The organism is Sulfurospirillum halorespirans DSM 13726 (assembly GCF_001723605.1).
Classification (GTDB): Bacteria; Campylobacterota; Campylobacteria; order Campylobacterales; family Sulfurospirillaceae; genus Sulfurospirillum; species Sulfurospirillum halorespirans.
The window spans coordinates 2,139,052-2,157,482 of record NZ_CP017111.1; the positions used below are offsets into that span (position 1 = coordinate 2,139,052).

At 40.6% G+C, this 18,431-nt stretch carries 19 protein-coding genes; 14 read left to right on the forward strand and 5 right to left on the reverse strand.

Features of this window, described 5'->3' with window-relative positions:
* Positions 1-33 precede the first annotated feature (33 nt).
* Together SHALO_RS10650 and SHALO_RS10655 are read left to right on the forward strand one after the other, a co-directional pair.
* A complete protein-coding gene (locus SHALO_RS10650) occupies positions 34-1,593 on the forward strand; it encodes a potassium channel protein (RefSeq protein ID WP_069478511.1) in 1,560 nt (519 codons plus the stop codon).
* The gene (locus tag SHALO_RS10655; RefSeq protein WP_069478512.1) at positions 1,590-2,285 is read left to right on the forward strand and encodes a potassium channel family protein; all 696 of its coding nucleotides are present in this window, start codon (positions 1,590-1,592) and stop codon (positions 2,283-2,285) included. Before SHALO_RS10650 ends, SHALO_RS10655 begins: the two co-directional genes overlap by 4 nt.
* Here the strand turns inward: SHALO_RS10655 and SHALO_RS10660 are convergent.
* From SHALO_RS10660 to SHALO_RS10670, 3 genes are read right to left on the reverse strand one after another with little or no spacing between them, the layout of a single operon-like run.
* Positions 2,280-3,191, reverse strand: coding sequence for an AEC family transporter (locus SHALO_RS10660; protein ID WP_069478513.1), 912 nt, complete (start codon positions 3,189-3,191; stop codon positions 2,280-2,282). The two genes, SHALO_RS10655 and SHALO_RS10660, sit on opposite strands and share 6 nt — an antisense overlap.
* A gap of 2 nt (positions 3,192-3,193) precedes the next feature.
* On the reverse strand, positions 3,194-3,529 hold the full coding sequence (locus tag SHALO_RS10665; protein ID WP_069478514.1) for a translation initiation factor: 336 nt from the start codon (positions 3,527-3,529) through the stop codon (positions 3,194-3,196).
* Positions 3,519-5,114 carry an ABC-F family ATP-binding cassette domain-containing protein gene (locus SHALO_RS10670; protein ID WP_069478515.1) on the reverse strand — a complete coding sequence of 532 codons (1,596 nt, stop codon included), beginning with the start codon at positions 5,112-5,114 and terminating at the stop codon, positions 3,519-3,521. The genes SHALO_RS10665 and SHALO_RS10670 overlap by 11 nt, the downstream gene beginning before the upstream one ends.
* 158 nt (positions 5,115-5,272) lie before the next feature.
* Here SHALO_RS10670 and SHALO_RS10675 point away from each other — a divergent pair, with 158 nt between their 5' ends.
* The 3 genes from SHALO_RS10675 to SHALO_RS10685 all read left to right on the forward strand — a co-directional run bounded on the left by SHALO_RS10675 (position 5,273) and on the right by SHALO_RS10685 (position 8,891).
* Entirely contained in the window at positions 5,273-7,564 is a 2,292-nt protein-coding gene (locus SHALO_RS10675; protein WP_069478516.1) for a bifunctional diguanylate cyclase/phosphodiesterase, read from the forward strand.
* 215 nt (positions 7,565-7,779) lie between these two features.
* Complete coding sequence (locus SHALO_RS10680; RefSeq protein WP_025345472.1) at positions 7,780-8,436, forward strand: 4Fe-4S dicluster domain-containing protein; 657 nt, start codon at positions 7,780-7,782, stop codon at positions 8,434-8,436.
* A complete protein-coding gene (locus SHALO_RS10685; RefSeq protein WP_069478517.1) occupies positions 8,436-8,891 on the forward strand; it encodes a hypothetical protein in 456 nt (151 codons plus the stop codon). The genes SHALO_RS10680 and SHALO_RS10685 overlap by 1 nt, the downstream gene beginning before the upstream one ends.
* A 4-nt stretch (positions 8,892-8,895) precedes the next feature.
* Here the strand turns inward: SHALO_RS10685 and SHALO_RS15760 are convergent, their stop codons facing one another.
* Together SHALO_RS15760 and SHALO_RS15765 are read right to left on the reverse strand one after the other, a co-directional pair.
* Positions 8,896-9,360, reverse strand: coding sequence for a transposase family protein (locus SHALO_RS15760; RefSeq protein ID WP_084010640.1), 465 nt, complete (start codon positions 9,358-9,360; stop codon positions 8,896-8,898).
* Positions 9,276-9,734, reverse strand: coding sequence for a transposase family protein (locus SHALO_RS15765; protein WP_069478518.1), 459 nt, complete (start codon positions 9,732-9,734; stop codon positions 9,276-9,278). Before SHALO_RS15765 ends, SHALO_RS15760 begins: the two co-directional genes overlap by 85 nt.
* A 79-nt stretch (positions 9,735-9,813) precedes the next feature.
* Between SHALO_RS15765 and SHALO_RS10700 the strand changes: the two genes are divergently transcribed.
* The 9 genes from SHALO_RS10700 to SHALO_RS10740 are packed head-to-tail and all read left to right on the forward strand — an operon-like array spanning position 9,814 to position 18,274.
* A complete protein-coding gene (locus SHALO_RS10700) occupies positions 9,814-11,286 on the forward strand; it encodes a proton-conducting transporter transmembrane domain-containing protein (RefSeq protein ID WP_168156754.1) in 1,473 nt (490 codons plus the stop codon).
* Between the two features lie 12 nt (positions 11,287-11,298).
* Positions 11,299-12,219 (forward strand): respiratory chain complex I subunit 1 family protein, encoded by a 921-nt coding sequence (locus SHALO_RS10705; protein ID WP_069478519.1) that lies wholly within the window; start codon positions 11,299-11,301, stop codon positions 12,217-12,219.
* 2 nt (positions 12,220-12,221) lie between these two features.
* The gene (gene hyfE / locus SHALO_RS10710; protein WP_069478520.1) at positions 12,222-12,875 is read left to right on the forward strand and encodes a hydrogenase 4 membrane subunit; all 654 of its coding nucleotides are present in this window, start codon (positions 12,222-12,224) and stop codon (positions 12,873-12,875) included.
* A 1-nt stretch (position 12,876) separates the two neighbouring features.
* Positions 12,877-14,346, forward strand: a complete 1,470-nt coding sequence (locus SHALO_RS10715; RefSeq protein WP_069478521.1) for a hydrogenase 4 subunit F — start codon at positions 12,877-12,879, stop codon at positions 14,344-14,346.
* Between the two features lie 12 nt (positions 14,347-14,358).
* On the forward strand, positions 14,359-16,098 hold the full coding sequence (locus tag SHALO_RS10720) for a hydrogenase large subunit (protein WP_069478522.1): 1,740 nt from the start codon (positions 14,359-14,361) through the stop codon (positions 16,096-16,098).
* Positions 16,095-16,634, forward strand: a complete 540-nt coding sequence (locus SHALO_RS10725) for a formate hydrogenlyase complex iron-sulfur subunit (RefSeq protein ID WP_025345478.1) — start codon at positions 16,095-16,097, stop codon at positions 16,632-16,634. The genes SHALO_RS10720 and SHALO_RS10725 overlap by 4 nt, the downstream gene beginning before the upstream one ends.
* On the forward strand, positions 16,631-17,455 hold the full coding sequence (locus SHALO_RS10730; RefSeq protein ID WP_069478523.1) for an NADH-quinone oxidoreductase subunit B family protein: 825 nt from the start codon (positions 16,631-16,633) through the stop codon (positions 17,453-17,455). The genes SHALO_RS10725 and SHALO_RS10730 overlap by 4 nt, the downstream gene beginning before the upstream one ends.
* Positions 17,456-17,809, forward strand: coding sequence for a formate hydrogenlyase maturation HycH family protein (locus tag SHALO_RS10735; RefSeq protein WP_069478524.1), 354 nt, complete (start codon positions 17,456-17,458; stop codon positions 17,807-17,809). It begins immediately after the preceding gene.
* Between the two features lie 18 nt (positions 17,810-17,827).
* The gene (locus tag SHALO_RS10740) at positions 17,828-18,274 is read left to right on the forward strand and encodes a hydrogenase 3 maturation endopeptidase HyCI (RefSeq protein WP_069478525.1); all 447 of its coding nucleotides are present in this window, start codon (positions 17,828-17,830) and stop codon (positions 18,272-18,274) included.
* The last annotated feature ends 157 nt before the right edge of the window (positions 18,275-18,431 follow it).

An 18,431-nucleotide genomic window follows, 5' to 3' on the forward strand; every position in this document is an offset into this window, starting at 1 on the left:
AAAGGCTTCTATTATTTTTTTAAAAGGTTTATCGTGGGTTATTTGACAAGCTATTGTGTACGATTTGCCTATTTTTTAGAGGCGTCAGCTCGTTACCATCGCGCCAAAGAGTTTTGCAGGATGGTTTTAGAACACCAACATTCCAAGCTCAAATTTTATTTCGATATTTTTATGGTTGTTTTGGTAGTCATCAGTGTTTTGTTTCTTCTGTATGAAGTCAAACATCCAGATGGTCACCCTTTTTTAGATGCGTTTGTGCAGTTCTCTTTGGTGATATTTATCATTGAATACCTGCTACGTTTTTGGATTTACTCCGATAGTCACAAACTCTTTTTGGAACGTTATGAGTATGCGATTAACAACAACCTTCCGTTTTCGCTCCGCCAAACCCTGTTTACGATTGTAAAGAAAAAAGTGGAATACATCCTCTCACCTATGGCGATTATTGATCTTTTAGCGATTCTGCCAAGTTACCGTCCACTGCGTTTTTTGCGTATTTTTCTTCTTTTTAGAATTTTTAAACTCTTCCGTTATGCCAGAAGTATGAAAACATTCACAGCGATCATTACGGAGAAAAAGTTTGAACTTTTTACCTTAGCGATCTTTGCCAGCTTCGTTATTTTTACAGGAAGCTCCGCCATTTACATCTTTGAAACACACCAAAATCCGAAGATCAACACCCTATTTGATGCGCTCTACTGGGCGATTGTCACGATGGGAACGGTAGGATATGGCGACATTGTTCCTGTGACGACCGAGGGAATGGTTGTTGCGATGATTCTCATCATTTTAGGCATTGCCACCATCGCTTTTTTAACATCCATCATCGTCTCTTCGTTTCAAAACAAACTGATCGAACTGAAAGAGAGTCGCCTTTTCTCTGAGATTGAAAAACTGGAAAACTATATTGTTATTTGTGGCTATGGACGTGTTGGAGAAGTGGTTGCGAAGATGTTGCATGAAGATGGCTATAAACTGGTCATTATCGATAATGATGATGAGAAGATAAAGCTGGCACAGCAACGTGGACTCATCGGTATTGTTGCTGATGCTTCCAAGAGTCGCATTTTAGGAGAGCTAGGTGTTGGTCAGCGTGCATCACAGATTATTTGTGCAACCAACAGCGATGAGCTCAATGTCTTTATCACCCTGACCGCTAGAAGCCTGAGTAAACAGATTATTATCATTGCACGTGTGATCAAAAATACCCATAAAAAGAAGTACTTTTTAGCAGGGGCTAACTACGCGTTTAGCGCTGATGAGACGATAGGACTTATGGGAGCACTTTACATTACGCAACCGATTTCCTATGTAGCCCTTGATGAGATGGTGACTGAAAACACGGGTGTTGTTTTTGATATGCTGCCTATTCACGAACATGCTTATTTTGTCGACAAAGCCCTTGAAACACTGGAACTTCAAGAAAAGCATCTGATCCTTTTTGGGATTTTGCGCAAAGAGTCTGAGCCTTCTTTTCAGTTCAATCCAAGTCCTAGTTTTGTGCTTCAAACCCATGATATTCTGATTGTTATGGGTCGTAAACACCATATTAATGTACTGCGAAAGATGAATGAAAAAGGAAGCATGCGATGAGAGAAAGTAAAATTCTCCTTTTTGGTTTTAGCCGATCTGCCATTGAAATTGGAGCCAGACTTAAAGCGCAAGGGTTAGCATTTATCTGTATTGACAATGACGCAAGCTTTCTGCCTAAAGCTAAAAAACTAGGGTTTGAACTGCTGATTGCAGACTACAGTGATGACGAAACGCTTTTGAGTCTGGGCATTGGAGAGGATGTCAGCTTTGTTTTCACCCTTTTTGATGAAGATGTTCACAATGTCTTTTTAACCCTCTCTATTCGATCTTTAGATCCAAAAGTGCAAATTATCTCTACGACACACACCAAAGATGCCATTCATAAGCTCGAAATTGCAGGTGTGAGTACCATTTTAGACCCGTATCAGATTTGTGGAAAACGCATCTATAAACTTATCACACAGCCTGAGATTATGCAGGTGATTGATGCAACCATTTTTGGTGAAGAAGATATTAATATGGAGCAGATCACCATCACAGCCCATTCACCGCTTAATGGGTTACTGCTCAATGAGTGTTACCCCATCGAGCGTTACAATATGCTACTCATTGGCTTGCACGATAAAGAGCTCAAAAAAGAATTTCTCTTCATTACAGAAGGACACAACCATAAATTAGATCATGGCGATATTTTAGTTGTGATTGGTCAAAGTGCTGAGATTGAGCGCTTTAGAATGGATTTTAGTCTATAAAAGCGGCACGATCAAAAAAAGTGTCCCCACACAGGCTAAGGTCTCAAGCGTCGTAATGGAAGCCATCAAAGAGACATCGCCACCCAGTTCGCGCGCTAAAATATGCGAAGAAGTCGCCGTTGGCATCGAAGCAAACAAAATGGCAATGCTCAAACTCATACCAGAGAGTCCAAACAAAAGCGATAACCCATAAGCAATCATAGGAAAGAGAACAAGTTTTGCCACGGTTGAGACAACGAGCTCTTTTTTAGCCTCTTTCAGATACTTAAGCTCCAACCCCACACCCACAGACAAAAGTCCCATAGGAAGGGCTGCATGACTGAGGATGGAGACACTTTTTAGAATGAAAAGAGGCACTTCCACACCCGTCATATTGATCAAGCCACCTATCGCACATGCACCAATCAAAGGATTTTTAATGATCGTTTTGAAAAACACCATCAGTGAAAATTTTCCCTCACGCAGGTAAATGGCAAAAATAGAGATGCACAAAACATTGATAAACGGAATGGCAAAAGCGATCACAATGGCGGCTAAAACCAACCCCTCAGCTCCGTAAACTGCATTGACAAGGGCTAAAAAAACATAGGTATTAAAACGAATGCCTCCTTGCACGATCGAGGTAAACGCCCTATTTTCAAAATGGAGGATGAGATTTAGAAGGATCAAAATCACCAAGATGGCAAAAATGCCTCCCAGTGAAGTTGCAACCAGAGAGATGGTGTACGTCAGATCGATTTTGGCAACGGCTAACTCATACACCAAAAGAGAAGGCATCAGAACATAATAGGTGAACTTATCCATCTTAGGCCAAAAATCCGTTGAAGGAAATTTGGCATGCTTAAATGCATACCCCGCAAAGATGATCAAACAGATCGGTAAAAGAGCACCCAGTACATAATTCATGCTTATCCCTTAAATCGAAATTCCTCAGCCATTAAAATCGTTTTGAGTTTTTCGCGACACTCGCCTTGAAACTCCATCCACGCTTCTTTACATGTACCGCCACTACCAAGCTTCTTTTTGACCAAAGAGCAGAGCTTTGTTAGCGCTTCTTTCTCCAGAAAAAAAGGACCCACGATCGAGACAGGTTTACCTTGACGTTTTTCCATTTTTAACACTAAAAAATGCTTTGGTGGCAGTTTGATCTCGTGAGCAGTTGAGGAAGCTTTTTCTTCCTCAAACTGCCATGCGGTATCATGATCTAACGCAGAGCCGATGGAAAAGAGAGATTTATTTGCCATACGTCTCTCTAAAGGCTTCGTAATCACCTTTAAAATCAATCATCGTTCCATCAGGATGAAGCTCAATGATGCGGTTTGCAAACGCGTCAATAAGCTCCCTATCGTGCGTAACGCAGATAACATTACCTGGGAATTTAAAAAGCCCCTCGCCCAGAGCGATAATCGCTTCAAGATCAAGGTGGTTATCGGGCTCATCAAGGACTAAAAAGTTACCTCGTTGCAGCATCATTTTAGAGAGCATCATACGGTGTTTTTCACCACCACTGAGCTGACTCACACTCTTTTTTTGCTCCTCACCCGAGAAGAGCATACGCCCTAAACACTTTCTAATTTCGTCCAAATCTTTTTTATCATCGTACTGTTGCAACCACTCAAAGAGTTGAAAATCTCCAGTGATCATATCGGTAGCATTTTGAGGAAAATAGCTCGACGTGATCGTAGCACCCCATTTTACACTGCCCGTATCGGAGTCGAGTTGTTCCATTAGGATGTTGCACAGTGTCGTTTTACCAACACCATTGTGTCCAATGAGAGCAATTTTTTCACCTTTTTCCACTTTGAAGCTGATGGTGTGAAGTACTTTTTGATCTCCATAACTCTTCTCGATGCCTTCGACGTCTAAAACTTCATTGCCGATGTCACGTCCCATGCGAAACACAATGCTTGGATCTCTGCGTGAAGAGGTTTGGATGTCTGCAATGTCGAGTTTTTCAAGTCTTTTTTGACGTGAAGTGGCTTGTTTGGCTTTAGACGCATTGGCAGAGAAGCGTCTTACAAACGCTTCAAGATCTTCTTTCTCTTTCAATTTCTTATCGCGATCGGTCTCTTGCTGTTTCGCAATCAAGTTAGCCGCTAAATACCACTCATCATAATTCCCTGAAAATTCACGAATTTTCTTAAAATCGACATCTAAGATGTTGGTCACAACCGAGTTAAGGAAGTGTCTATCGTGCGAGATAACAACCATCGTGCCTTCATGGCGAATGAGTTGCTCTTCTAACCACGAGATCGCTTCAAGGTCTAAGTTGTTGGTAGGCTCATCGAGAAAAAGGACGTCAGGTTTTGGGTAGAGCACTTGGGCAAGCAAAATCTTAAATTTATCGCCTCCGGTGAGTTCACTCATTAACGTCTCTTGGGCATCCACAGGAAAACCTAAAGAGGCCAAAATCTTCTCGATATTCACTTCCACTTCATACGTCGGATCTTCTTCCGCACAGATGATCTCAAGCTCGGCTAAACGGTCATTGACCTTTTCATCGGAAAAATCACCTGTAACATACAAATGCTCTTTCTCTTTAATCGCATCGTACAGTCTTTTGTTACCGTACATAACGGCATCTTTGAGTGTAAACTCTTCAAAAGCGTACTGATTTTGATTTAAAACGCCGACACGAAGACCATTTTCAATCGAAATATTGCCGCTCGTTGCATCAATTTGCTTCGACAAAATTTTCAAAAAGGTTGTCTTACCTGCACCATTAGCACCGATAAGTCCGTAACGTTTGCCTTTGTCAAGCTTTAAACTAATATTTTCAAATAAAAGCTGATGCGCAAAACGCATCGTTAGATTGTTCACTTCGACCATAGATTCTCTCTTTGTTTTTCGCGGATTATAGCACTATGTTGCTTGTTTCAAAATTTAGCATACCCAAAGTCTCCTACTCTCTTAAAAGAAACCCTTGGTCTTTTGGTTCAAAAGATGTTACAATTAAAAATGCTTGAACCTTTTTTAAAGGATATTTCGTGGCAATTTTCAAAAAAAACATTTGGCTTATTTTTTATGTTTTAGCACTAACCGCTACCCTGTTCTTTTTCATCATCTCCTATTTCAAATGGCAAAATACCTACCTCAAATACCAGACATCACAAGAAAATATCGTTGAACTTATGGCAAATGCGACATACTCTTTGTTTGACACGCAAGAGCGGTTGATGGATATATTAGGCGTTACCCTTCGTGAAGACGAGCACTATCTTTATAATTTCCAAGGCATCGAAAAACATGTCAACTCTTTATTGCAAAACCCAGATGTTCTTGCCTTTGGTGTGACAACGCCTGAGGGTGATTTTATTTACGGCAGTTCGCATAAAGATCCAACTAAAATCCCCAATATTGCCAACCAGCCAGATAGCCGTGACTCTTTTTCAGAAGCACTTTCGTACGAAACCATGGTTTTTGGACGAACCTATTTTTCACCAGCGGTTCAAAAATGGGCGATGCCGATTCGTAAAACGGTTCGTGACGAACAAGGACGTCCTCTTTTTGTGATGACAACACTGTTTAAACTAACCAGCACCTTTGATCGGTTGATCAACAGTGTACGTCATCGCCAAAACCTGATTGTCTCAATCATTAGAGACAGTGATCTTTTTCAACAATACAACTCTCTAGGACAAAATGAATACAACCTCACCTACCAAACACCTTTTCCCAAAGCGTCGATGGAGCGTATGTTTGAGACCATCTTTGACATCTACCACCTCACGCCCCACGATCTCAAAAAAGATGAACCCCTTGTCTCTTTTCGGTATCAAGACGGCCAAGGGGTGGAGTATCTCACCTCCATCAAATACAATAAAACCTATAAACTCTGGATCGTTGTTCACACCTATGTAGATACCATTATCGAAGATTTTCTCCAAACACTCGCACTCTATTTTGCTGTGTTTATCACCTCTGGTGGACTTTTTTTCTTCCTCTTTCACTTAATCGCAAATGCAGAGGAGAAGCGTCGTAATGACCTTTTGTATCAAGCCACCTACGATCAGCTTACCACCCTTCCTAATCGTAGCTACCTGCATCAAAACATTTTTAACTGGGCCTATAAAAATGCACCTGCCTTTAGCCTTTTTTACATCGATATGGACCATTTCAAAAATATCAATGACAGTTTTGGGCATCAATTTGGAGACTATGTTTTAGTGGAAATCGCCAAACGCTTAAAAGGGATGCTGCCAGTAGATGCAGACGTCATTCGCTACGGTGGCGATGAATTTGTGATGATGACGCATCTTTGTGAGCGCCAAGAGTTGCTCTTTTTTGCGACACAGCTTATTGAGGCACTCTCCCGTCCGTATGATGTGCAAGAGCTTCACTTTAATATCGGTGCTAGCATTGGTATTGCCATTTACCCAGATCATGGGCAAAGCCTTGATATGCTGCTGCGCGCTTCGGATATTGCGCTGTATGAATCCAAGAAAATCAAAAACAGCGCGCATATTTTTGCCAATGCCATGCAAGAGGGATTTTTAAAAAATGTCCACATTGAGCAAGAACTTCGCAAAGCGATGGCGCATCATGAGCTCTTTATGGTGTATCAACCCCAGATGGATATCAAAGGCTCGGTTTATGGGGTTGAAGCACTGATACGGTGGAACAGTCCTAATTTGGGTCTTGTTCCACCCAATGACTTCATTCCTTTAGCCGAAGCTTCGGGACTTATGCCTAAAATTGGGCGTTTTATTGTTGAAACGGTCTGTTTGGAGATACAAACGTTACACAAAATTTTGCAACACCTGTTCCAAGTCTCTATTAATATTTCGGTACGTCAGTTCATGGACGCTGGATTTTTGGAGCATCTTCTTCAAACCATTGAACAAACACAGCTGCGTTCTCTTTCCATCACACTGGAAGTGACTGAAAATCTTTTCATTGAAGATGTTCACGCGCTTTTACCACTTTTAGAGCAGATTAAAGCGATGGGCATTCACATCTCCATGGATGACTTTGGCACAGGATATTCCTCTTTAAGCATGTTACGCAAACTCCCCATAGATGAGCTCAAAATCGATAAAAGCTTTGTCGATGAGATGTTTGAAGATGATGCAGCGCAAAAGATGGTGCAAAATATCATCGCCATTGGAAAAAACTTTGGCATGCACATTGTCGCAGAGGGCGTTGAGACAAAGGAGCAAAAAGAGCTTTTAAGCGCATTTGGGTGTGATCGTTTTCAAGGATACTACTTTGCAAAGCCCCTTCCCAAAGAGGATCTTCTGAAATTTCTTCAAGAAAACAGCTTTACATGTAACGTATAATACTTCACTGTTTTACATGTAAAGAAATAAGGAGTAAAAGCATTCTTGAAGTAAACTATAAATTTTTAAACTACGCTATTTTCATGCTATATATTTAAGGTAGTATTCTCCATGAGAAGGGTGAATATCATAGCTAAGTCATTTGGCAATGATATAATTCTTAAATTGCTATTCTAGTTTATTTATTAAGATAAATATCCCTTAGAGGAACGTCTATGTCCAAAGTTCATAAATTCGTTATTACCAATCCCGATATGTGTATTGCCTGTAATGCCTGTATGAAAACATGTATTAAACATGCCTATATGCGTGGAAAACTCTCTAAAAAAAGACTCGATGTGCTTACACTAGAGAGCGGGAAAATGCCCAACCAGTGTCGTCAATGTGACGATGCCCCGTGTGCGAATGTCTGTCCAACCGGTGCGCTTCGTATCGCCAATGCGTGCGTTGAGCTGTGCGAAGAAATTTGCATCGGCTGTAAACTCTGTACGATTGCGTGTCCTTATGGCGCGATCAACATCGATGCAGAATTCCCTCCTTCCATTATAGAAGAAGTGGAGCGCCACTTGGAAGCAGGTTGCATCAGTGGGCTCAAAAGCATTGCCATCAAATGCGATATGTGCGATGGTATCGAAAGTGGACCTGCCTGTGTAAGTGTCTGTCCAACGGGTGCACTGGTGATGATTGACCCAGTGCTAGGTGAATGCAAATTTGGCAAAAAAATCAAAGGCGATCTGGCACCTTTTTTAAAAGCGGTTGTACCAGATGTTACATTTGAAAACATCCCTGCACCTGAGGTCAAAAAACCAAAAGAGCCTAAACCCGCACCAACCCCTACGGAAACGTCAGAAACCAATCAAGAGGAAGCATAATGCAAACAATATACACTCTCTTTTTGTTAACCTCCCTTCTTTCCCTAGCTCTTTACAAAAAACCGCTCCTTGCCCAAAAGATAGGATTTGGTTTGGCCAGTCTCATTTCGCTTTATGCAGCGATTTTTTTCTTCTCTCATCTTGGTGAAACGATGACATGGAAATTACCAGGGAATTTTATCAGCTCACCTCTTTTTAGACTGGATTCAATTGGAATGTTCTTTAGCTTTTTGGTAAGTTTAATTGCATTTGCGGTTTCACTTTTTAGCTTTGATTATGCAAAGTTCTATGAAAAGAAAGCCAATTTAGCCGTTTTTGCGTCGCTCTTTAATGCGTTTATTCTCTCCATGCTCTTAGTCATTGCAAGCGATAATGTCTTCTCTTTTATGCTTTTATGGGAAATGATGACATTAATATCCGCACTCCTGATTTTAATTAATAGACTTCTTTCATAACCCATCAAATAATCCTAAAACCACGATCAAAATTAATCAAAGCACAGATCAAATTAAAGCGTAATCCAAATCGTTTTCTGCGGTTACGATACTTTTCTCCAAGCATTTTAAAAGTCTTTATTTTTGCATTAATATGTTCAACGACAATGCGTAGGGATGCTTTTGCTTTATTGATAATTTTATCCTCCATACTAAGTGGATGTAGCTTGCTTTTTTTCTTTGGAATATCCGTATTAGGATGCAAAGATGTTATACCAAGATAACCCGTGTCTACAGATACTTTTGTCTCTTTTTTGATAGGTAACCGAGATGTTTTAAAGAGTTTGAAATCATGCATTGTGCGTGTACTGATTGCGGTACAAATGATACGACAATTCACATCAATCACAATTTGTCCTTTGGCAGTATGACGCTTTTTCTTCCCACTGTAGCAACGCCATTGTCTTTTTTTGGGCGTTGCACTGGGCATTCAGTCGCATCAATGACAATATATTCAAGTTCAATTCCTCCCTCTTGATGCAATGCTTTTTTACCAGGTAATGAAGACTTCCCTGAATGTATCAGTACCGTTTCTACCTCTTTTATAATCCTTGATGCTGTTGGTTCACTAATCTCATAATCTAATGCCATATGTGCCACACTACGATATTCTCTATAGTATTCCAACATCAACAAAAGTTGCGTTTCTGGCAAAAGAAGATTTGGTCTTCCACCTTGTTGTTTCTTCTTCTCATGATACTCACTATAGACATCTAGCATCACCTCAGACGTCTCTTTTTTTACACCTACCAACCGTTTAAATTCCGCTGGTCTTATCTGTTTTAATCGTTCATATGTTTTCATCACCCTTTAAAGCAATTTTTAGACCTTTTGGGGGTTATGAAAGAAGTCTAATGATGGTGAGGGTGCTGGGAAAAAAGTTATGATTTACCTAGGAATTGCCCAAATTGGAGCCTCTTGTTTAATGGTTGCGCTTTTAATTATGGCAAGTTTTGCAGGCAGTTTTGAGTTTAGTAAGTTTGCAGATCTCAACATTGGTTTTGGCATGAGCATCACACTGTTCACCTTGCTTCTTGTCGGTCTTGGTTCTAAAGCAGGTATGTTTCCTTTCCATGTATGGTTGCCTTTAGCGTACTGCCAATCTCCTTCAAATGCCTCAGCACTGATGAGTGGTGTTATGATCAAAGTAGCACTCTTTGCGTTTATCAAATTTTCGCTCCTTTTACCACAGTTTGCTCAGTTTGGTTATATCTTACTCTTCATGGGAGCACTCAGCTGTATCTTTGGAATTATCTATGCACTCGCTTCCAACGACTACAAAGCGTCTATCGCGTACAGTTCATGTGAAAACGTCGGCATCATCTTTTTAGGATTGGGTGGCGCTTTTTACGGACTGGGTATCCATTCACCGCTTATTGCACTGATGGGCTTTATCGCAGCCTTTTTTCATATTTTGAACCATGCCGTTTTCAAGTCACTCCTGTTCATGTTAAGCGGTAATGTCTTCACAGCAACCAAAACACGCGATATGGACGCGCTTGGTGGACTTCATAAAAAGATGCCTATCACCTCTATCATCTTTTTTGTTGCCGCTATCTCCATCTGTGCACTGCCTCCACTCAATGGATTTGCAAGCGAATGGGTCATCTATAAAACAATGGTCATGGGCGGTATTGATGAAGGAGTTGCATCGCGCTTCTTCTTTACACTCGCCATCATCGCTCTTTCCATCACGGGAGCTATGGCTATTATGGCATTTTCAAAAATGTACGGCTCCGTTTTTTTAGGCATAGCTCGTAATACCAAATGCGTCGAAGAAGCCAAAGAAGTCTCCTTCATAAGACTTTTACCACTGGGTTTACTGGCAAGTCTTTGTGTGGGAATAGGCATTTTTATGAGTGATGTCGTGGGTATGCTCTCAAAGATTGTTCTAACATTGATACCCCAAACAAGTCAGAGTGTTTTTGGATTGATCTCCATGCCTATCATTATTTTGATTATGCTTCTATGCGCCATCATTCCATTTGTGTTCCTTTACCTCTTAAAGGCAAATCATACAGAAGTGAGAGTGACTGAGCCATGGGCATGTGGTTTTCTTTACAACAAAAATATGCAAATTGGTTCAAACTCTTTTACGGGTGATATCAAAAAAGCGCTCAGCTTTATTTTGAGGCACGAGCAAGAGATTAAGATTGATGGGTACTTTTCAAAAGCTGTCTATACGCAAAAAGTCCATGACCTCTTTTGGGATAAGCTTTATGCACCCGTGATTCATTCTGTCATGGTTATTGCTGATAAAATAGGTATCTTTCAAAATGGCAGAACCAATCTTTATGCGGGCTATATCTTGATTTATCTTTGTTTCGTACTCATCTTTGGGTATTACTATCTATAAAAGGGAGAATAAATGGACTTTTTTTATCTATTATTACAACTTATTTCAGCAATACTAGTCGCTCCTCTCTTTGATGGAATTTCAAGGAAACTAAGAGCCAAATTTCAATCAAGAGTAGGACCAAGCATCTTTCAAACCTACCGTGATCTTTTGAAACTGTTAAAACGTGGTCGTACAAAGTCGCACAGTACAAGCTATATCTATCAAATCGCACCTTATGTACTCTTTGTGAGTGCTGCAGCAATGTTTTGTGCTTTACCGATTGCGTATGACACCCATTCGGGTGCCTTATCACAGTTTTCTGATATCTTTGTCTTGCTCTATTTGGGTGCCCTTTTCCGATTTATGTTTATCGTTGCGGGTATCGATACTGCCAACCCTTTCGCAGGAGTAAGTGCGAGCAGAGAAGGAACGCTTGGTTTTTACACCGAAGAAATTGCCGTCATTTGTCTTGTCGTTGTCATGATGGGTACGGGAAGCACGAATCTAGCGTATATTACTACCTTGGTGCAAGAGGGTGATTATGGTTATGCTTTTCCTTCATTTTCAATTGCAGCAACCGCGTTTTTATGGGTCATGTATGTTGAAACGGGTCGAAAACCTTATGACTTGGCTGAAGCGGAACAAGAGCTTCAAGAGGGTGTTTTGGGTGAATATTGCGGTAAAGACCTTGCCATCATTGATGTAGCAATACTCCTTAAACAATTTACGATGCTGGGATTTTTCCTCGTCATTTTTATACCTTGGAGTTTTGAGAATCCGATTTTATCCTTGATTGCTTTCTTAGCTGAAGTAGGATTTCTTTATGTTATGGGCGTTTTTATTGATAACTTTGGACCAAGATTTACGGTCAACAATGGAATAAAAAGAACCATGCTCTTTGCTCTGGCTATTTCATGTACTTCATTATTACTCTATATTATGGGAATATAACTATGGCAAATATTAATATTATTGATATCGTTGCAGTGTTAATGATGGTCACGAGTTTTGCGGTATTTAGTTTAAGACAATACCGTCATAGCATTCAAGCGTATGCCGTGCAAACGCTTTTGTTGGTCATTATCTTTTTGGCTTTATATTTTAAATACGGCACGCATGAACTTCTTATCTGGGCAGTCACCGCTTTTGTGATCAAAGTGCTCTTTGTTCCTTTATATTTAATGAGCCTCGTCAAAAAACTGGGTCTTGTTGTTGAAGATGAACCTGTGGGTGGGTTTTTTATATCGCCTGTTGTAGCGCTTAGTTTTTCACTCGCAGTTGCCATGATGCTGTACAAAGTATTTATCCATTTTTCACTTTTTCAAGATGTCTTGCCACTTTATGCGGCTTCATTTATCTTTATGATGGGTATTTTTGGATTTATTTTGAGAAACTCATTTCTCAAACAAATTCTCTCGTACTGCCTCTTTGAAAATGGTATACACCTAAGCCTAGCGCTTATGGCATACAGTTCTCATGAGCTTGTTGAGATTGGTATTTTAACCGATGCTATCTTTGCGGTTTTGATTATGAGTGTTTTGGCGAAGCGATTTTATGCTGCTTATGGAAGTCTTGATACCTCCAAAGCCGTAAATTTAAGGGGATAAAATGGATATTTTAGTATTAATACTCACCGTACCTTTTGTTTTTGGTGTGATCATGTTTTTCATGCCACTTCATTTTAAGCTCTTACAAAGTCTCCATATTTTTTTAAGTGTGGTAGTTTCTACCATTTTGCTGAGTGCAGTGGGAAAAGTGGTCAATGGAGAAGAACTTTCTATTTTTCATAACTATATTTTCTTAGATTCCCTAGGCGCTATCTTTTTATCATTGATTGCAATTACTGGCTTACTGGTCAATGTCTATGCCACAACGTATATGAAGTGGGAGTTAGAAGATGGGCATATCGATATTAAAGAGGTCAAAAACTACTTTGCACTGAGTTTCATCTTTACATGGACAATGAGTTTAAGTGTCGTTTGTAATAACATTGCCTTTATGTGGGCAGCCATTGAAGCAACCACACTCGCTTCAGTATTTCTTGTAGCGGTTAAAAAAGATAAAAAATCCACAGAGAGTGGATACAAATACATCGTTTTATGTAGCATTGGTCTAGCGTTTGCCCTGTATGCAACGATATTACTCTTCTCAGCAGCCAATGGCAAAATTGATGGGGAAGCCATGCTTTATACCAATCTTCTTGCGAATGCTGCCAACTTAGACAGTGTGGCATTAAAACTTGTCTTTATCTTTGCACTCATTGGTTTTGGAACAAAAGCGGGACTTGCACCTACGCATACATGGTTACCCGATGTTCACGCAGAGGGTCCTGCACCAACGTCCGCCCTACTTTCAGGAATACTCTTAAAATGCGCCATGTTAGGTCTTATTCGTTACTATGCCATCGTCGCTAATGGGGTTGGTTTTGACTTTGTTCAAACCGTGATGATTGTCAGTGGCACACTTACTCTTTTTATATCTGCCTTCTTTCTTATTCGTCAACACAACGTCAAACGAATGTTTGCGTATCACTCCGTAGCCCACATGGGTGTTATCGCTTTTGGACTTGGTGTTGGTGGCGCTATCGGACTTTTTGCAGCTCTTTTTCACTGTGCGGCACACTCATTTACCAAAGCATTAGCTTTTTGTTCAACAGGCAATATTGCTCGAATTTACGGTACCAAAGATATGACAAAGATGGGTGGCATGATACGCATAGCACCGCTTACAGCAGTTTTGTTTGGTATTGCCATCTGTTCATTGGTTGGCGTTCCTGGATTTGCAATTTTTGTGAGTGAATTTTTGATTTTTAAAGCCGCCGCTATCGATGGATCATACATTTTAATGGGTATATTTGCTGTTGCCTTAGCTATTATTTTTATAGCTGACTTTTCACACTTCTTTTTAGCTTCGTTTGGTAAAGTAGAAGGAGAAGTGGTTCATAATAGTGAGATGAAATTCAGTGAAAATTTTCCATTGATTGCCTTAGCCATTTTGATTGTAGCATTTGGTATATGGCAATTTGATTCCTTTACGTTTCTTTTAGATGAGAGCGTTAAAACTATAATAAAACACTAACTAGGAATTCCAATGAAATGCGATAAATTTATAGAAGCTCTAGGCACTAGAGTAAAAATTTTAGAAGTCACCAGGCAATGCGACGATCAAGTCACCGCCTTGGTTGAACTAAATGACCTTCCTGAAGCAGTTCGTTTCTTATATTACGATATGGGTGGCTATCTCACAACCATGGTTCCAAATGATGAGCGAAGCATCAATAAACACTATGCACTCTATTATGCTCTCTCTATGGAGGGTGGGAAAATGTTTGAGGGTGATGAGATAGCGCAAGATGAAAAATGTTTTGTCACCATCAAAACGCTCATCTCGCCTGATAGCCTTGTTTACCCCTCTGTTACGCCATTGGTTCCTGCTTGTGTTTGGTATGAAAGAGAAGCCTACGATATGTTTGGACTCGTAGCAGAAGGGTTGCCTGATAAAAGGCGTTTGGTACTCAGTGATGATTGGCCAGATGATCTTTTCCCACTACGAAAAGATGCAATGGACTACCGATACCGCCCTGATATGAAAGATCATTATATGGAACCTGAATATGAGTTCCTAAGACCTGAAGGCTCAGGAATCATTGACGTGCCTCTAGGACCTTTGCATATCACGGCTGATGAGCCTGGACATTTTAGACTTTTTTGCGATGGCGATACGATTATTGATGCCGATTATAGACTCTTTTACCAACACAGAGGCATGGAAAAACTCGCTGAAAACCGTATGAACTATGACCAGATGGGCTATTTGGCTGAGCGTGTGTGTGGCATCTGTGGTTATGCCCATGCCATTGCGTGTATTGAAGCGGCTGAAAAAGCGATCAACTTAGAGATCCCAGCTCGAGCGCAAGCCATTCGTGTGATCTGTTCAGAAATTGAACGTCTCCACAGCCATTTGCTCAATATCGGACTGGCGTGTGAAGTAACAGGTAACTACAACGCGTTCATGCACATTTTTAGAATCCGTGAATACTCTATGAAACTAGCAGAACTGGTTACGGGTGGACGAAAAACCTATGGTAACGTGGTTATGGGTGGACTTAGACGCGATATCACCGGCGTTGAGATCAAAGAGAGCTTACGCATCTTACAAATCATCGAAACACAAGTTGATGAAGTCTGGGATGCTGTTATGGATGACAAACGCCAAATGAGCCGTTGGAAGGGTGTGGGTATCCTTGATAAACAAGTAGCGCGTGATTTCTCACCTGTGGGGCCTAATATCAGAGGAAGTGGAATCAAGCGCGATACCAGATATGACCATCCGTACGACTTTTTCAAACAGATTCAATTTGATGTAGCCGTTGTCGAAGGTGGTGATGTGTTTGCTAGGGAGATGGTTCGTTATATGGAGCTTAAAAGCTCTGTTTCTATCATTCGCCAATGTTTTGAACTTATGCCACAAACACAAATCATCGTCGATCCAAAATTCCATGTCAAACCTGAAAACTACGCTTTAGCGTATGTGGAAGCACCAAGGGGAGAGAATGTTCACTGGATTATGCAAGGTAGTGCGCAAAAGGTCTTTCGTTGGAGATGTAGGGCTGCTACGTATAATAACTGGCCAAGCCTTCGCTTTCAGTTCCGTGGAAACAATCTTGCCGATGCCGCCCTCATCGTGTGCAGCCTAGATCCGTGTTATTCGTGTACAGAGCGTGTAACGGTTGTCGATATAAAAAGTAAAAAAAGTAAAATTTTGACCAATGACGATTTGAAAAATTTCGCTAGGACACAAAAAGACAGTCCGCTAAAGGATTTAAGATGATGAAACTTCTTGATATCAGCAAAAAATACGGTGAAATTACCCATAAATATCCGTTTGAACCTTATAAAGTTTCGGATAATTTCAGGGGGAAACCCGCCTATATCTTTGATTTGTGTATTGGCTGTGCGGCGTGTGGTATAGCGTGTCCCTCCAATGCCATAACGGTTCAATTTAACGACGATAAAAGTAAGCTTGTTTGGGAGTTTGACTGTGGACGTTGTATCTTTTGTGGTAGATGCGATGAAGTTTGCCCAACAGGTGCGATTAAGCTCAGTGAAGAGTTTGAACTTGCCGTCAAATTTGATAAATCAGCCCTGATTCAAAGAGGCGAACTTGATACCCAATATTGCACGACATGTCACAAGCCCTTTAGTGCTAAGAGACTGGTGAAGTATAGCTTTGAGTGTTTAAGCAAAGCCAATGTCAGTGAAAAAAGGCTTGAAGAGGCTAAAAATTATCTGTGTATGTGTCCTACATGTAAAAAAACTGCTACGGTTGCAACCTTTACCAGTGGCAAAGAGATGGTGATAGAATGAAAACGTATGAAATACCAAACGAAATCGAACTTGCCAATACGTTAGAGCAAAAACTTGAGCTTTTAAAGCAGATAGGCAGAAGTTTTAGTGTTTTCCGTATCGACTGTGGCAGTTGCAATGGCTGTGAAATCGAGATTTTTGCTGCCATTACACCGCTTTGGGATCCTGAGCGCTTTGGTTTTAAACTGGTTGCTAACCCAAGACATGCCGATATTTTACTCTGTACGGGGCCTGTAACACGTCAAATGTATTACCCACTCCTTCGTGCTTATGAAGCAACGCCTGATCCAAAAATTGTTGTAGCACTGGGTGCGTGTGGTGTAACAGGCGGTATTTTTTATGATGCATACAGTGTTCTCAGTGGCATAGACAAAATCATCCCTGTTGATGCGTACATTCCAGGCTGCCCTCCTCATCCTGCGAGTATCATCTATGGACTCACAACAGCACTGGGCGTTTTGGAGCAAAAACTTCAAAAAGTAAGTTTTGAACATGATGGAGATATGCCTCCGCTCGTAGAGGACTCCGTACTTGGCAACACGCTATTTGAGAGAGATCTACTGGTTCAGGCTAAAAGGCTGATGAGCTATGTATTTGGACGAAAACTGTTTGATAAATACATCCATGCGCTTGTTCAAAGTGGCAATACCAAAGATGCAAAAGCTACCAAAATTTCTGTCACTGAAGCGATGCAAATAGAAGATGATCCACGCTATGCAGAGTGTATGGGTATCTTACACAATGAGATTTACACCCAATATGTCCTGTGCGAAGAGGAAGATAAAATTGACCTCCATCGCGTTATATGGGGAGCAAAATAAGTGGTAGAAGTTTACAAACTCATCAAAAGACATCTTGATGGTGCAAAATCAGGTGATGCGAAGGCTGATCAGATCAAAATCTTCTCAACCTGCATCGGGCATGGTGTTGGAACGATTGATTTTAGTGAGAAAGTCTTAGAGATTGATGAAGTTGAATACGAACAGATTTTGCAAAATGGTGGCGAATATCTGAAGTTTAAAATTGGACATTTGAGTAAATATTTTGAAATAGAAATCTTTCCCGAACACGCGATGAAGCTTTTACCCGAAATGATGGAATGCCCGCTTAAAGAGATACTCAAGGGCTTAAATGAAGGCTACTTGGTTCTTAGAAAAGATTTTAAAAACACATAAAGTTTAAGGAAAAGCATCGTGAAAAAAGCACTGTTATGTGTTGGCAATGAACTCAGAGGGGATGATGGCGTTGCTATCGCTGTGGGGCGACTGGTTGAAGAACAGTTGCCCCAGTGGAAAGTCTTTTATGGCTACGATACGCCCGAAGATGAGTTTGCACATTTGCGTGACTTCGAACCCGATGTCATCGTTGTCGTCGATGCCATGAGTGGTTTTAAAGAGGATAAAATCGAGTTTTTAGACCTCAGCGATGAACGCACGTATATCTACTCCACACACAACCTCCCAACGCCCATTCTTCTGAGTTACCTCAGAGACATTTGCACCAAAACGATCTTTTTAGGTATTTGCGTTTTACTTGAAAATGTCTTGCATTTTACCGAAGGATTGAGCGATAATGCAAAAACTTCCGCCATTACAGCCCTTGCTAAACTCAAAGCGTTTGATGCACTCCTCGACGCGTAACCGTATTTACTAAATAACAGCCAAAAGAGGTGTTCTTTGCCTCTTTAAAAGTACAAATCTTTACATGTAAACATCTCTCTTCATTTTTTTAAACAAAGTTGTTGTAAAATCGTGCAACTTTTTAGTCTCTTACGCAATGGCACGGCTTAAAAGAACT

Coding starts and splice junctions, on each gene's coding strand:
- SHALO_RS10725 (WP_025345478.1), top strand. CDS start 16,095: ATGATGAAACTTCTTGATATCAGCAAAAAATACGGTGAAATTACCCAT.
- SHALO_RS10665 (WP_069478514.1), bottom strand. CDS start 3,529: ATGGCAAATAAATCTCTCTTTTCCATCGGCTCTGCGTTAGATCATGAT.
- SHALO_RS10680 (WP_025345472.1), top strand. CDS start 7,780: ATGTCCAAAGTTCATAAATTCGTTATTACCAATCCCGATATGTGTATT.
- SHALO_RS10700 (WP_168156754.1), top strand. CDS start 9,814: ATGATTTACCTAGGAATTGCCCAAATTGGAGCCTCTTGTTTAATGGTT.
- SHALO_RS10655 (WP_069478512.1), top strand. CDS start 1,590: ATGAGAGAAAGTAAAATTCTCCTTTTTGGTTTTAGCCGATCTGCCATT.
- SHALO_RS15765 (WP_069478518.1), bottom strand. CDS start 9,734: ATGAAAACATATGAACGATTAAAACAGATAAGACCAGCGGAATTTAAA.
- SHALO_RS10730 (WP_069478523.1), top strand. CDS start 16,631: ATGAAAACGTATGAAATACCAAACGAAATCGAACTTGCCAATACGTTA.
- SHALO_RS10660 (WP_069478513.1), bottom strand. CDS start 3,191: ATGAATTATGTACTGGGTGCTCTTTTACCGATCTGTTTGATCATCTTT.
- SHALO_RS10715 (WP_069478521.1), top strand. CDS start 12,877: ATGGATATTTTAGTATTAATACTCACCGTACCTTTTGTTTTTGGTGTG.
- SHALO_RS10670 (WP_069478515.1), bottom strand. CDS start 5,114: ATGGTCGAAGTGAACAATCTAACGATGCGTTTTGCGCATCAGCTTTTA.
- SHALO_RS10705 (WP_069478519.1), top strand. CDS start 11,299: ATGGACTTTTTTTATCTATTATTACAACTTATTTCAGCAATACTAGTC.
- SHALO_RS15760 (WP_084010640.1), bottom strand. CDS start 9,360: ATGCCCAGTGCAACGCCCAAAAAAAGACAATGGCGTTGCTACAGTGGG.
- SHALO_RS10720 (WP_069478522.1), top strand. CDS start 14,359: ATGAAATGCGATAAATTTATAGAAGCTCTAGGCACTAGAGTAAAAATT.
- SHALO_RS10685 (WP_069478517.1), top strand. CDS start 8,436: ATGCAAACAATATACACTCTCTTTTTGTTAACCTCCCTTCTTTCCCTA.
- hyfE (WP_069478520.1), top strand. CDS start 12,222: ATGGCAAATATTAATATTATTGATATCGTTGCAGTGTTAATGATGGTC.